Raw genomic sequence first — 14,246 nt, 5'->3', positions numbered from 1 at the left:
GCGCATAGAGGGTGGGAATGGCGGTGGCCCTTCCGCGCGGGAAGGGCCACCGGAATTACAGATTCAGCCGAGGTGCTGCGGGCCGAACGACTGCGGCAGCATCTCGTCCAGCGTGCGTCGGCCCTCCGGCGTCTCCAGGAGGAGTTCGGGGCCGCCGAACTCGTACAGGAGCTGCCTGCACCTGCCGCACGGCACCAGGACCGACCCGGTGCCGTCCACGCAGGTGAAGTGGGTCAGCCGGCCGCCACCGGTCGCCTGGAGGGTGGAGACCAGGCCGCACTCGGCGCAGAGCGAGAGGCCGTAGCTGGCGTTCTCGACGTTGCAGCCGGTGATCGTGCGGCCGTCGTCCACCCGGGCGGCGACCCCGACCGGGAAGCCCGAGTAGGGGGCGTACGCCCGGGACATCGCGTCCCGGGCCGCGACCCGCAGGGCCTCCCAGTCGGCCTCGCCGAAGGGAGCCGCCTGCTCCGGGGCGGGCGAGGTCACTTGCCCTCGCCCTTCCGATAGGGCACGCCGTTCGCCTTCGGCATCCGCAGCCGTTGCGCGGAGAGCGAGAGGACCAGCAGCGTGGTGACGTACGGGGCGGCGTCGACGAACTGGCTCGGCACCTGGTCGGTCAGCAGGTACCAGGTGAACAGCAGCGCCGAGACGGCCGCCGAGATCACCGCGGCGACGTACTTCTTCTTGTAGAGCTGCCAGAACACCGCGATGACCAGCAGGATCGCCAGCAGGAGCAGCATCGCGTGGACGTTCTCCGCGCCGCCGCGCAGCTTGAGGCTGTCGGTGAAGCCGAAGAGCCCGGCGCCCAGCGCCATACCGCCCGGCATCCAGTTGCCGAAGATCATGGCGGCGAGGCCGATGTAGCCGCGGCCGCCGGTCTGGCCCTCCTGGTAGATGCCGGTGGCGACGATCGCGAGGAACGCGCCGCCGAGACCCGCGAGCCCGCCGGAGACGGTGACGGCGATGTACTTGTACTTGTACACGTTGACGCCGAGCGTCTCGGCGGCCACCGGGGACTCACCGCAGGAGCGCAGCCGCAGCCCGAACGAGGTGCGCCACAGGATCCACCAGGTCGCCGGGATCAGCAGCAGGGCGAGCAGGGTCAGCAGCGAGAGGCCGGTGACCAGGCCGCCGATGATGCCCGCGATGTCGGAGACCAGGAACCAGTGGTGCTGCTGGAGGTCCTGCATCCAGTCCGAGAGCCCCGGAATGGTGATCTTGTCGATCGGGTCGATGCGCGGGGACTGCTTGGAGGAGCCGCCCTGCACGCCGTCGAAGGCGAAGTTGGAGAGGTAGCGGGTGACGCCGACGGCGAGGATGTTGATCGCCACACCGGAGACGATGTGGTTCACGCCGAAGGTGACGGTGATGACCGCGTGGAGCAGGCCGCCCAGGCAGCCGCCGAGGATGCCGAAGAGGACACCCATCCACGGACCCCACTGGAATCCGGCCCAGGCACCGAACCAGGTGCCGAGGATCATCATGCCTTCGAGGCCGATGTTGACGACGCCCGCGCGCTCGGCCCAGAGGCCGCCGAGTCCGGCGAGGCCGATCGGGACGGCGAGTTCCAGCGCGCCGGCGACCTGGCCGACCGAGGTGACGTCGTCGGCGCCGCTGATCAGGCGGACGAGCGAGACGAGGGCGAGGCCGCCCGCGATGATGAGCAGGACGACGGGCAGGGTGAGCTTGCGGCGGCCGCCCTTCTTGGGGGCGTGGCGTGCGGCGATGGCTTTGCTGGTGCTCACAGGGCCGCCTCCTTCTCGGTCTTGATGGCGTGGCCGGCGGCGAGCTCCTCGCCCACCTTCTGCTGCTGGCGGCGGACGCCGTAGCGGCGTACGAGCTCGTAGGAGACGACGACCGAGATCACGATCAGGCCCTGCATGATCGTGGCGATCTCCTTCTCGTACCCGAACTGGTCGAGAGAGGCCGACGACTTGTCGAGGAAGGCGATCAGCAGGGCGCTGAAGGCGATGCCGAGCGGGTTGTTGCGGCCCAGCAGCGCGATGGTGATACCGGTGAAGCCGATACCGGTGGGGAAGTCGAGGCTGTACGTGTGGGTGTCGCCGAGCAGCGTCGGCAGGCCCGCGAGGCCGGCCACCGCACCGGAGATCAGCATCGAGGTGAGGATCATCTTCTTGGCGTCCACACCGGAGGCCTGGGCGGCGCTCTCGCTGGCGCCCGTGGCGCGCAGGTCGAAGCCGAACCGGGTGCGGTTGAGGACGAACCAGTACAGCAGGCCGCAGCCGGCGGCGACGAAGGTGAAGCCGTAGATGTCCCCGCCGTCGCCCATCGGCAGACCCGGGAATGAGCCGGACTCCGCGATCTCACCGGTGGTGAGGTTGTTGGATCCCGCGGGCTGCTCGCCGAAGTTCTTCGGCAGGATCAGCCAGGCGACCAGCGCGGTGGCGATCGAGTTGAGCATGATCGTGGAGACGACCTCGCTCACCCCGCGGGTGGTCTTGAGGAAGCCCGCGATACCGGCCCAGAAGGCACCGACGAGCATCGCGACGATGACGATCAGCGCGATGTGCAGCGGGCCCGGCAGGGTGACGCTGGCGCCGACCAGCGCGGCCATCATGGCGGCGAGGCGGTACTGCCCGTCGACGCCGATGTTGAAGAGGTTCATCCGGAAGCCGACGGCCACGGCGAGTGCGGCGAGGTAGTACGTACCGGCCTGGTTGATGATCAGGACCTGTACGTCGACGTAGCTCGCCGACTCGAACATGATCCGGTACGGCTCGAACGGGTTGCGGCCGGAGGCCAGCAGCACCACGGTCGTCAGCGCGAGGGCCACGACCAGGGCGAGCACCGGGCCGGCGAGGCCCAGGATCAGCCGGTCCTTGTCGAATTTCTTCATCGGGCCTCGTCCTCCGGGCTTTCGAGGTGACCGGTGGCGGCACCGGTCATGGCCGAGCCCAGCTCCTCGGGGGTGATGGTGGCCGGGTCGGCGTCGGCGACCAGTCGGCCGCGGTACATGACGCGCAGGGTGTCGGAGAGCCCGATCAGCTCGTCCAGGTCCGCCGAGATCAGCAGGACGGCGAGCCCTTCGCGGCGGGCCTCGCGGATCTGGTCCCAGATCTGCGCCTGCGCGCCGACGTCCACGCCACGGGTGGGGTGGGCGGCGATCAGGAGCTTGGGGGCGTGGCTCATCTCGCGGCCGACGATCAGCTTCTGCTGGTTGCCGCCGGAGAGGGAGGCCGCGGTGACCTCGATACCGGGGGTGCGGACGTCGTACTCGCGCACGATCCGCTCGGTGTCGGTGCGGGCCGCCTTGTTGTCCAGCAGCCAGCCGTGGCTGTTGGGCTTCTCGGTGACGTGGCCGAGGATGCGGTTCTCCCAGAGCGGTGCGTCCAGCAGGACGCCGTGGCGGTGCCGGTCCTCGGGGATGTAGCCGATGCCGGACTCGCGGCGCCTGCGGGTGGGGGCGTGCGAGATGTCGTCGGTGTCGAGGGTGATCACCCCGCCGTCCGGGTCGCGCATGCCCATCAGGGCCTCGATCAGCTCGGTCTGCCCGTTGCCCTCGACGCCGGCGATCCCGAGGACCTCGCCCTTGTGGATGGTGAAGCCGACGTTCGTGAGGACGTCGCGGACGGTGCCGTCGGGGTCGGTGACGGTGAGCGCCAGGTCCTGGACGCGCAGCATGGGCACGTCGGTGACGGTGGACTCGCGGGTTTCCGGCGAGGGCAGCTCGCTGCCGACCATCAGCTCGGCGAGCTGCTTGGTCGTGGTGGTGGCCGGGTCGGCGGTGCCCACCGTCGTACCGCGGCGGATCACCGTGATGTCGTCGGCGACCGAGAGCACCTCGCCCAGCTTGTGCGAGATGAAGATGACGGTCAGGCCCTCGGCCTTGAGCTCGCGCAGGTTGGCGAAGAGGGCGTCGACCTCCTGCGGCACGAGGACCGCGGTCGGCTCGTCCAGGATGAGGATGCGGGCGCCCCGGTAGAGGACCTTGAGGATCTCCACGCGCTGCCGGTCGGCGACCCCGAGGTCCTCGACGAGCGCGTCGGGGCGGATGCCGAGACCGTACGCGTCGGAGATCTCCTTGATCTTCCTGCGGGCACCGGCGCCGATGCCGTACAGCTTCTCGCCGCCGAGGACCACGTTCTCCAGGACGGTGAAGTTGTCGGCGAGCATGAAGTGCTGGTGCACCATGCCGATGCCGCGCTCGATGGCGTCGCCGGGGTTGGAGAAGGAGACCTGCTCACCGTTGATGGCGATGGTGCCCTCGTCCGGCTTCTGCATGCCGTAGAGGATCTTCATCAGGGTGGACTTGCCGGCACCGTTCTCACCGACGAGGGCATGAACCGTGCCCTTGCCGATCGTGATGTCGATGTCGTGGTTGGCGACGACGCCGGGGAAGCGCTTGGTGATGCCGTGCAGTTCCACGGCAGGGGGGCTGCTGGACGCGTTGATGACGCACTCTCCTTGGCCGGACAGGAGCGGGGGCGGAGGGGCTGAAGGGGGTGAAGTTATCGCGCCGGAGGGCCGTCTACACGCGTAGAGCTGCCAAATCTTGAAACACAGGCGCACGTCACAGTCCGGACGCGGGGTCCGGGACCGGTGGGAGAGCACTGCGATAGGCGGATCTTCTTCGGTACCGCTGTTCTGACTGCTGTTCTGACCGCTGTTCTGCGGGTGCTGCTGACGTGCTGCTGCGGGCGCCGCCCCGGTTGCGGGTGGGGGCCCGGCGGGCCCTGTCCGCCCGCCGCGCCGTTGTCGGGCGGAGCGGGCGGACAGGGCCTGGGGAAACCAGCCGGAGGACCTGGCCCGGAAGGCCGGGGCCGATTCGACCGACCTTGTTACGGGGCGGTCTTGACGGTGATCTTGCCGTCGATGATCTCCTGCTTGGCCTTGTCGACCGCGGCGATGACGTCCTTCATCTCGGTGAAGGCCGGGTTGGACATCGACAGGCCGACGCCGTCCTTGTCCAGGCCGTAGCGGATCTCACCGGACTGCGGCTTGCCGTCCTGGACCGACTTGATCAGGTTGAAGACCGAGTCCTCGACGTCCTTCGTGACCGAGGTCAGGATGGACTCCTTGTAGTTGGCGAGGCCCGCCTGGTTGTACTGGTCGGAGTCGACGCCGATGTTCCACTTGCCCGCCTTGGAGGCGGCCTCGATGGCACCGGAGCCGGCCAGACCGGCGGCCGAGTAGATGACGTCGGCCTTCTTGTCGAGCTGGCCCTGGGCGGCGGCCTTGCCGAGGTCGGGCTTGGAGAAGCCGTCGAAGTTCGGCGGCTGGGTCAGGTACTGCGGGAGCACGCTCACCGACGGGTCGGTGTCCTTGACGCCCTGGACGTAACCGGCCTCGAACTTCTTGATCAGCGGGGTCTCGACGCCACCGATGAAGCCGACCACCTTCGTCTTCGTGACCTTGGCGGCGGCGACGCCGGCGAGGTAGGAGCCCTGCTCCTCGTTGAAGACGATGTTGGCGATGTTCTTGCCGGTCACCGAGGCGTCGTCGATGATCCCGAAGGTGGTCTTCGGGAACTTCGGCGCGACCTTCTTGATGGCGGGCGCGTAGGCGAAGCCGACACCGATCACCGGGTTGTTGCCGGCGCGGGCCAGCTCGGTGAGGCGCTGGACCTTGTCGGCGTCGCTCTCGCCGTCCGACGGCTCGGCCTCGTTGCCGTCGATGTCGAGGTCCTTCTCGGCCTTGGCGAGACCGGCGTAGGCGGCGTCGTTGAACGACTGGTCGCCGCGGCCACCGATGTCGTACGCGATGGCGGCCTTGTCCGAACCGTCGGAACCGGAGTCCGACGACGTTTTTCCGCCACACGCGGTGGCGCTGAGCGCGAGGGCCGCTGACGCGACACCCACGGTGGCAATCCTGGTGATCCGGCGCAAGGGAAGGCTCCTTCAAACCTGACCGAAGCGCCTCTTCCGGCGCTGGTTTCGCGGCGATCGTAACGCGCGTAGATGTCAGATAAGAGCACGTACGGAAGCCGTTATCGGATCGTCGCGAACAGAAGGTGTCGCGGCCGTCCATGGATGGCCCACGAACAGTTCGTTACGGCAGCCCTAAGACCGTCCGGCCAGCAGGGCGGCGGCCGTGAACAGCTCAACCCCCACGGTGATGGCTTCCTCGTCCACGTCGAAGTTGCCCCGGTGCAGGTCCAGACCGCGCGTGTCGCCGGGCGGCCGGACCCCCAGACGGGCCATCGCGCCGGGGACGCGCTCCAGGTACCAGGAGAAGTCCTCGCCGCCGAGGCTCTGCTCGGTGTCCTCGATCGCATACGAACCGCGGCGCTCGGTCATCGCCGCGTCCAGCAGGCCGATGGACTCGGCGTCGTTCACCACGGGCGGCACGCCCCGTACGTAATTGATCACCGTCTTGGCCCGATGCATTCCGGCCACCTCGTCGATGGCGGCGTGCACCAGGTCGGGCGCGTCCCGCCAGGCGTTCAGGTCGAGGCAGCGGACCGTGCCGGAGAGCTCGGCGTGCTGCGGGACGACGTTGGGGGCGTGGCCGGTGTGGAGGCGGCCCCAGGTGAGGACGAGCCCCGAGCGGGCGTCGACGCGGCGGGAGAGCAGCGCGGGGACGTCCACGGCGACCCGGGCGGCGGCGGTGACCAGGTCGGTGGTGAGGTGCGGGCGGGCGGTGTGGCCGCCGGGGCCGTCGAGGGAGATCTCCAGGCGGTCGCAGGCGGAGGTGATGGGGCCGATGCGCAGCCCGATCTTCCCGGCGTCCACCTTCGGGTCGCAGTGGACGGCGATGATGCGCCCGACGCCCTCCAGCACCCCGGACTCGATCGCGTCGACCGCGCCGCCCGGGAGGACCTCCTCGGCGGGCTGGAAGACCAGGCGCACGGCGTTGGGCAGGAGCCCCTGCCGGTGCAGCCCGGCGAGCACCAGGCCGGCGCCGAGGACGGTGGTGGTGTGGACGTCGTGCCCGCAGGCGTGGGCGCGGTCGGGGACGGTGGACCGGTAGGGGACGTCCACCTTGGTGTCGGGGATCGGCAGCGCGTCGATGTCGGCCCGCAACGCCAGCATGGGCGTCACCCCGTCCCACTCCCCCACGTCGCAGACGAGCCCGGTCCCCACATCGAGGACGCGCGGCTTCAGCCCGGCCTTCTCCAGCCGGTCCTTGATGGCGGCGGTGGTGCGGAACTCCTGGTTGCCCAGCTCGGGGTGCATGTGCAGATCCCGGCGGAAGGCGATCAGCTCGGCCCGCAGCTCGTCACCGAGCCTGCCGGGCAGCCCACCTCCCCCCGGCTGGTCGACCAGGTCTTCGGGGCGGGAGGCGCGGGACTTCAACTGGTTCACCTTGTGAAGGGTAGGCCCCTTCGTCCCTCAACTGGCCACAGATCAACAAAACTTCAGCCGCACAGGGGAACGAAAGGCGGGGTGGGGGCGTGTGACGGGGGTCCTGGATGGGTACACTCCCGGGCCTTTCGGCGGGCTGGGCACCGGCCGCAGGCCGCCCCACCTGGAGCCGGACCGAAAATCCGTTCCGGCCCGTCGGCGGCCTCCATAGGATCACGAAGAAATCATGAATTTCCTGTGAGGAGTCCTATGAACAGCACGTCCAGCTCCGCCCCGAAGAGGAAGAGACTCCGCCGCGGCCCGGTCCTGGTGGCCGTCGTCGCGTCGCTCGGCACCGTCGCCGCCCTGGCCCCGCCCGCCGCGGCTTCGGCGGACGGCGCCCGCTCCACCGCCTCCGCCGTGCGCGCGTCCGCCGCGAACACGCCTCCGCGGATACCCGACCGCCTGGCCACGAGCCCGGCCACCGAGTGCGCCGGGGGGTTCGTCGGCAACACGCAGCTGACGCTGCTGGCCCGGGTCAGGGACGCCGACTCCCTCTCCCTCACCGCGCAGTTCCAGATCTTCGCCTCCGGCGGGACGGAACCGGTCGCCGACGCCTCGGTCGGCGCCACAGCGGGCTCCACCGCCTCCTACCGGGCCGATCTGCCCTCGGGCGACTACCGCTGGCGGGTCCGGGCCGAGGACGCGGAGGGGGCGGCCTCCGCCTGGACCGGCTTCTGCACGTTCTCGGTGGACCGCGTCCGCCCCGACAAGCCGCCGACGGTCTCCTCGGTGGAGTTCCCCGACGGGTCCGGCGGCTGGCCGGCCGAGACCGGCGACGCCCGTACGCCCGGCACCTTCACCCTGGGCGCGGCCGGTGTGGACGACGTCGTCGGGTACGTCTGGCACACCTCCTTCGACCCGGAGCAGCGTGAGGTCTCCGTATCCCCCGGCGGGACGGCGGACGTGACGGCCACTCCGCTGACCGGCGGACCGCACATGCTGTACGTCCACAGCGTCGACCGGGCCGGCAACCGCTCGGACACGGCCACGTACCACTTCTACGCCCGGAGCACCGGCCTCGACGCCCCCGGCGACCTCAACGGCGACGGTGCCAAGGACATCTGGAGCCTGGACGCGCAGGGGAAGCTGCACACCTACGCGGGACGCGGCGACGGCACCTTCGCCCCGGCGGCCGACGGCAACCTGACCGTGCCCGACGCCCGGGACGCCTCCTACCGCACCGACTGGGACGGTGACGGATACGTCGACCTGGTGACGCTGGAGTACGACCCGTACGAGCAGCGGCAGAAGCTCTGGGTCCACTCCAACAACGGCCTGGGGACGGTCAACTCCGCCGCGGGCCGGCAGGAGCTCACGGTCTTCTGCCCGGTGCCGGACGAGAGCTACGGCTGCGTGGGCGAGCCCGGCTGGACGGGCGACGACCACTGGGGCGACGCGGACCAGGTCATCGCCCCCGGCGACCTGAACGGCGACGGCCGGGGCGACCTCCTCGTCCAGGAGGGCGGCGACCTGTGGGTCTACCACGGCCTGTGGGGCCAGATGCTGGACGCCCCGGTGCGGGTCGGAGGGACGGACTGGGACGACTACACCGTCCTCGCCCCCGGTGACCTCGACGGTGACGGCCTGGCGGACCTGTGGCTCCGCGAGAAGGCCACGGGCGACCTCTACAGCGTGCCCGGCACCGACGGCCCCGACGGCACCACGTGGGACGCCCCGGCGGACCGCGTGAAGATCGGCGCGGGCTTCACCCCGGCCACCCACCCGGCGCTGGACACGGTCGGCGACCTCGACGGCGACGGCATCGCCGACCTGCACGGACGTACGCAGGACGGCACCGTGACCGTGTGGCCGGGCCGCGTGAGCGCGGGCGGCGGCTTCGGTTTCGGGGACGGGCAGGCGATCGGCTGACGCGTCGAGGGCCCTCGGAGTGACCGGGGGCCCGGGCGCGGGCGCCTGACGCGTCGAGGGCCCCCGGGGTGACCCGGGGGCCCTACGCGTGTGCCGTGGACGTCAGCCGCTGCACCCCCCGCGCCGTCTCCGTGACCCCGCTCAGGAACCCCTGGGCGCGGGGCGAGGCCGTGGTGCGGAGCCATTCCGGGGCGATGTCGCAGACCGCGATGTTCACGCCCGTGCCGGCCAGGGCCAGGGGGAGGGTGTGGACCACCGTCGAGGGGAAGCTCACCACCGTGTGGCCGATGGGGCCCCGGCGGGCGATGAGTTCCAGGGGGAGGTCCGGGCGGACTATCTCCAGGCCGGTGGCGGCTTCCAGGGCGTGGAGCTTCTCGGCGGACTCGCGGCGGTGGGCGAAGTAGCGGGTGGCGCCGTGGGTGCGGGCCAGGGACGCGACCGCCTCCTGGTACGGGACCGCGTCGACCACGCCCGTCTCCACCAGGGAGGTGCCGACCAGGTCCGCGCCCTTGCCGACGCTCGGCGGGCCGAAGCGGGCGCGGGTCCAGGCGAAGGTGTTGGGGGTGACGGTGACGCCCTTCGGGGGGTCGACCGGCATCGCGGTGAAGACCTCCACCTCGTGCCGGGCCGTCGGGGTGAAGCGGCGCCGGGCGGTGGCCGTGACCGGGGCGAGGAGCAGTTCGCGCGGTCCGCCGCGGCCCTTGCGGTGCCAGCGGGTCAGCCGCTCGCCCCGGGCCAGCTGGGTGACGAACTCCATGGTGGCCGTGCCGTCGTCGACCACCGTGAGGCGCTCGGCGCGGACCAGGGTCAGCAGGAGCTGCACATAGCGGGAGAACGGGTCGCCGATCACTATGTGGTCCGCCCGCCTGACCAGCCCGGCCAGGGCGCGCAGGGCCTTGAGAGGCGCGCCGGAGTCCCCGCGCGCCTCCTGCCAGCGGACGGTGATGCCCTCGTCGCGGGCCAGCTCCGCCATCCTGCGCAGCTGGCCGCGCGACATCGGGTCGACCGGGGGGAGGACGACGACCGTGGTGCCGGCCGGGTCGTCTCCCCCCATGGCGTGGGTCCACTCCAGGACGTTCAGGAGCTGGACCGGGCTCTCGACGAAGGCGAGGTTCACCGGTCGGCGCTCAGACCGCGACCGGCTCGGGGGCCGCCGCGTTCTCGGTCTCGGCGACGACGCCCGCGACGCGGCGGAGCTTCTTCATCGGGCCGAGCTCGGACTCGTACACCTTCTTGACGCCGTCACCGAGGGAGGCCTCGATGGTGCGGATGTCGCGGACCAGGCGGGTCAGGCCCTGCGGCTCCACGGAGGCGGCCTGGTCGGAGCCCCACATGGCGCGGTCCAGGGTGATGTGGCGCTCCACGAAGGTGGCGCCGAGGGCGACGGCGGCGAGGGTGGTCTGGAGGCCCGTCTCGTGGCCGCTGTAGCCGATCGGGACGTTGGGGTACTCCTGCTGGAGGGTGTTGATGACCCGCAGGTTGAGCTCCTCGGCCTTGGCCGGGTACGTCGAGGTGGCGTGGCAGAGCAGGATGTTGTCGCTGCCCAGGACCTCCACCGCGTGGCGGATCTGCTTCGGGGTGGACATGCCGGTGGAGAGGATGACCGTGCGGCCGGTGGCGCGCAGGGCGCGCAGCAGCTCGTCGTCGGTGAGGGAGGCGGAGGCGACCTTGTGGGCGGGGACGTCGAACTTCTCCAGGAAGGCGACGGCCTCGGTGTCCCACGGGGAGGCGAACCAGTCGATGCCGCGCTCGGCGCAGTGCTCGGAGATGGCCCGGTACTCCTCCTCGCCGAACTCGACGCGGTGGCGGTAGTCGATGTACGTCATCCGGCCCCAGGGGGTGTCGCGCTCGATGTCCCACTGGTCGCGCGGGGTGCAGATCTCCGGGGTGCGCTTCTGGAACTTGACCGCGTCGCAGCCGGCTTCGGCGGCCACGTCGATCAGGGCGAGGGCGTTGCCGAGGTCGCCGTTGTGGTTGATGCCGATCTCGCCGGTGATGTAGACGGGGTTGCCGGGTCCGGCGGTACGGGTCCCGAACGTGCGCAGGCGGGAGGTGCTCATGGTGGTGCTTCCTTACTTGGTGGGGACGGTGGGGGCAGGGGTGGTGGTCGTGGTGAGGGTGGGGCCCAGCAGCCAGGCCGCGATCTCGCGGATGGCGCCGTAGCCGCCGGGGGTGGTCGTGACGGCGCGCGCCGCTGCGCGTACCGAGTCGTGGGCGCTGCCGACCGCCACGGGCCAGCCCGCGAGCGCGAAGCAGCCCAGGTCGTTGACGTCGTTGCCGACGTAGAGGACGCGGTCGGGGGCGATGTTCTGCTCGTCGCACCACTGCTTGAGCGCCTCGTCCTTGCGGTCGATGCCGTGCAGGACGGGGACCTGGAGCTTGCGGGCGCGGGCGGCGACGACCGGGTTCTGTTCGGTGGAGAGGATCAGCAGCGGCACGCCGGCCTTGCGCAGGGCGGCGATGCCGAGCCCGTCGCCCCGGTGGACTGCGACGGTCTCGCGGCCGTCGGAGTCGACCATGACCCGGTCGTCGGTCTGGGTGCCGTCGAAGTCCAGGACGACCGCGTCCACGTCCCCGAGGGAGGGCAGCGGCGAGGGGTCCAGGAGCGGGGCGAGCGCGCGGGCGCGGGCCAGGTCGTGCGGGTCGTCGATCTCCAGCACCCGGGCCGGGTCGGTGGGGACCAGGGCGGTGTGGCCGAAGAAGCGGTGGCGGTGGGTACGGAAGCCCGCCGCGTCCATCGCGTACGCGGCGCCCGTCTCCAGGTAGTCCTGGGGGCGGTCCTGGCGGCGGGGGCGTACGGACTTGTCGTGGTTGACGCCGTACGTGCCCTCCTCGACCGCGGCCCCGTCGCGCCAGACGAACCCGTGGAACGGGGCGACGGTGACGGCCGTGTCGGCGCCCTCGTGGACGACCGCCCGGGCCACCCCGTCGATGTCCTCGCGGGAGACGAAGGGGCTGGTGCACTGGACGAGGAGGACCACGTCGACGCGCTCGGCGCGCTCGGCCTCGTACGTGTCCAACGCGTGCAGCACGGCCGCCTCGCTGGTGGCGGTGTCGCCCGCGATGGCGGCGGGGCGCTCCACGCAGTGCAGCCGGTGGGCGGCGCCGAGGTGGGCGGCGGCGGTGCGGGCGGCCTCGGCGATGGTCCCGTCGTCGGTGGTGACGACGACATCGGTGACCTCGGGGGCGCCGAGTGCGGCGCGGACCGCGCGGGCCACCAGCGGGATGCCGCCGACCTCGGCGAGGTTCTTGGCGGGGACGCCCTTGGATCCGCCGCGGGCGGGGATCACGGCGAGCACGGTCGATGTCATCGAGGCTCCTGAGGTGGTGGTCACAGCTCTCCCATCCGGCGGATCACCGGGGCGACGCGCTGGACGCCGTGCCGGTAGGCGCCGCGCGCCGCGTTGCGTACGGTCTCCCGCACCGCGCCCCGCACCCGGCCGGTCTCCTGCGGTGCGGCGGCGCCCGGCAGGGGCGTGCCGTCGGGGGCCAGGTGGTGGCGGGCGAGGATGGAGGGGAGGTAGCCGGGGGCGGTGGCGGGCGTGTAGTAGGGCGCCAGGGGCGGGAGTTGGGCTTCGTCCAGCAGCTCGACCACCTTGGCGCGGGCGGTGTCGTAGGCGGTGGCGTACGAGCCGTCGGCGGCGACGCCCTGGCCGGCGAGCCACTGTCCGTCGGGGCGCGGGCGGAACCCGCCGTCCAGCCGGTCCCAGGAGGTGAGGAGCCCGGAGCCGACGAAGTGGTGGTTGCCGAGCGTCTCCCGTACGCCGAGGTCGGTGAGGATCGCGGTCGGGATGCGGCGGTGCAGGGACTCCAGGGCGGCGGTCGAGGAGACGGTGACCAGGAGGTCCGTGCGGTCCAGGACCTCGCCCATGTGCCCGTAGACCAGGCGGAAGTTGGGCGGCAGCCCGCCGGGCACCTTCTGCGCGAGCTTCTGGTATGGCAGCTCCTCGATGTGCGTGGTGTGCTCGCCGGGCTTGGAGCGCAGCTTGAGCAGCACCTCGCGGCGCGGGTGCAGCCGGGCGTGCTCCACGAGCCGCCGGAGCAGGTACGTACGGTCGGCGCGGGAGGCCGGTACGGAGGGCTGGGCGGCGAACACCACGGTGTCGCGGCCCTCTTCGGGGCGGTACGGGGCTCCGCCGAGGAAGGGCAGCGCGGCCTCGGTGACGGCGGAGGCGTCGGCGCCCACTCCCTCGTACACCGCGCGGAAGCGCTCCGCGTCGTGGGCCGAGTTGGCGAGGACGATGTCGGCGCCGTGGCGGAGGAGGAGGCCGTCGGCGAGCTTCTCGTAGACGACGCCCACGTAGCCGGTGACGACGACGGGGCGGCGCGTGAGGTCCAGTGCGGCCAGTCCGTGCAGCATGGCCTGGACGCCGCCGCCGACGAGGGCGAGGACGACGACGTCGTACCCCTCGTCGCGCACGGTGTGCAGGAACTCGACCGCGGTGACCTCACGGACCCGCCCGGCGTCGATCCCGACCTCGCCGACCTCCGCGAGCTGGCGGGGTGTCGGGGTGGCCCGGCCGCGCAGCAGCAGCCCGCTGACCTCGACGGGGCGCGCGCCCCGCCCGCCCCCGTCGGCCTCGGCGGTCAGGCGGCGCGCGGTGAGCGCGCCCCATTTCCACCGGGTGTCGGAGTCGGCGAGGACGGCGACCCGCAGCGCCGGGCGGGGCTCGGCGGGGGTCGGGGCCGGATCGGCCGCATTGCTGGTACGTGGGGGCACGTCCTAGAAGTTAGGAAGGCATTTCGATCCGCGGCCCAACGCGACGGCAACAGATGGTTAACAGCGAGCCGACTATTGGCGATTCGGCGGACCGGACCCGTAAAAAGGATTCCCTTGGGGGCCAGTTCACCTCTATTCCATTCACCGTTCACCTGCCGTGGGGCGGGTGGCGGAGGAGACCGGCCGGCGGGGCCCGTCGCGCGGTGCGCTGCGGGCCAAAACACCTATGCAGAGCGCGAGTTCACCCGGAGGGCGGTCGGCCTTCACGCTCCCCCTCGGTGGCGCTTTCGGGCCACGGCGATCACTCGATTAATTGATTGTCCGCACACGATCATCCTGCGATGCTCCTC

The 14,246-nt window shown here is 71.4% G+C and carries 11 protein-coding genes; 1 reads left to right on the top strand and 10 read right to left on the bottom strand.

The window, feature by feature from the left end:
• Positions 1-63: 63 nt before the first annotated feature.
• From GTY67_RS35105 to GTY67_RS22135, 6 genes are all read right to left on the bottom strand, one after another.
• Positions 64-486 (bottom strand): cytidine deaminase, encoded by a 423-nt coding sequence (locus GTY67_RS35105; protein WP_093690605.1) that lies wholly within the window; start codon positions 484-486, stop codon positions 64-66.
• Positions 483-1,745: an ABC transporter permease gene (locus GTY67_RS35100; protein WP_093690603.1), complete on the bottom strand. Its 1,263-nt coding sequence runs from the start codon at positions 1,743-1,745 to the stop codon at positions 483-485. Before GTY67_RS35100 ends, GTY67_RS35105 begins: the two co-directional genes overlap by 4 nt.
• Entirely contained in the window at positions 1,742-2,857 is a 1,116-nt protein-coding gene (locus GTY67_RS22150) for an ABC transporter permease (protein WP_161279762.1), read from the bottom strand. The genes GTY67_RS35100 and GTY67_RS22150 overlap by 4 nt, the downstream gene beginning before the upstream one ends.
• On the bottom strand, positions 2,854-4,386 hold the full coding sequence (locus GTY67_RS22145; RefSeq protein WP_256062274.1) for an ABC transporter ATP-binding protein: 1,533 nt from the start codon (positions 4,384-4,386) through the stop codon (positions 2,854-2,856). Before GTY67_RS22145 ends, GTY67_RS22150 begins: the two co-directional genes overlap by 4 nt.
• Positions 4,387-4,799: 413 nt before the next feature.
• Positions 4,800-5,846 (bottom strand): BMP family ABC transporter substrate-binding protein, encoded by a 1,047-nt coding sequence (locus tag GTY67_RS22140; protein WP_161279761.1) that lies wholly within the window; start codon positions 5,844-5,846, stop codon positions 4,800-4,802.
• A gap of 174 nt (positions 5,847-6,020) precedes the next feature.
• On the bottom strand, positions 6,021-7,256 hold the full coding sequence (locus GTY67_RS22135; RefSeq protein WP_161280220.1) for an amidohydrolase: 1,236 nt from the start codon (positions 7,254-7,256) through the stop codon (positions 6,021-6,023).
• Between the two features lie 258 nt (positions 7,257-7,514).
• On the opposite strand from GTY67_RS22135, the gene GTY67_RS22130 reads away from it, so the two are divergent.
• Positions 7,515-9,176, top strand: coding sequence for a VCBS repeat-containing protein (locus tag GTY67_RS22130; protein ID WP_161279760.1), 1,662 nt, complete (start codon positions 7,515-7,517; stop codon positions 9,174-9,176).
• 82 nt (positions 9,177-9,258) lie between these two features.
• Here the strand turns inward: GTY67_RS22130 and GTY67_RS22125 are convergent, their stop codons facing one another.
• Genes GTY67_RS22125 through GTY67_RS22110 form a run of 4 tightly spaced genes read right to left on the bottom strand, consistent with a single transcriptional unit; the run spans position 9,259 to position 13,896 of the window.
• On the bottom strand, positions 9,259-10,293 hold the full coding sequence (locus tag GTY67_RS22125) for a hypothetical protein (protein ID WP_161279759.1): 1,035 nt from the start codon (positions 10,291-10,293) through the stop codon (positions 9,259-9,261).
• Between the two features lie 10 nt (positions 10,294-10,303).
• Positions 10,304-11,236 carry an N-acetylneuraminate synthase family protein gene (locus tag GTY67_RS22120; protein ID WP_093690595.1) on the bottom strand — a complete coding sequence of 311 codons (933 nt, stop codon included), beginning with the start codon at positions 11,234-11,236 and terminating at the stop codon, positions 10,304-10,306.
• Between the two features lie 12 nt (positions 11,237-11,248).
• Positions 11,249-12,487 (bottom strand): acylneuraminate cytidylyltransferase, encoded by a 1,239-nt coding sequence (locus tag GTY67_RS22115; RefSeq protein WP_161279758.1) that lies wholly within the window; start codon positions 12,485-12,487, stop codon positions 11,249-11,251.
• Positions 12,488-12,507: 20 nt separating this feature from the next.
• A complete protein-coding gene (locus GTY67_RS22110; protein WP_161279757.1) occupies positions 12,508-13,896 on the bottom strand; it encodes a DUF6716 putative glycosyltransferase in 1,389 nt (462 codons plus the stop codon).
• Between the last annotated feature and the right edge of the window lie 350 nt (positions 13,897-14,246).

The sequence above is a fragment of the Streptomyces sp. SID8374 genome (assembly GCF_009865135.1).
In the GTDB taxonomy this organism is placed as follows: domain Bacteria; phylum Actinomycetota; class Actinomycetes; order Streptomycetales; family Streptomycetaceae; genus Streptomyces.
The sequence above is the reverse complement of the archived record's forward strand: the minus strand, read 5'-3'. Positions and strand labels throughout refer to the sequence as shown.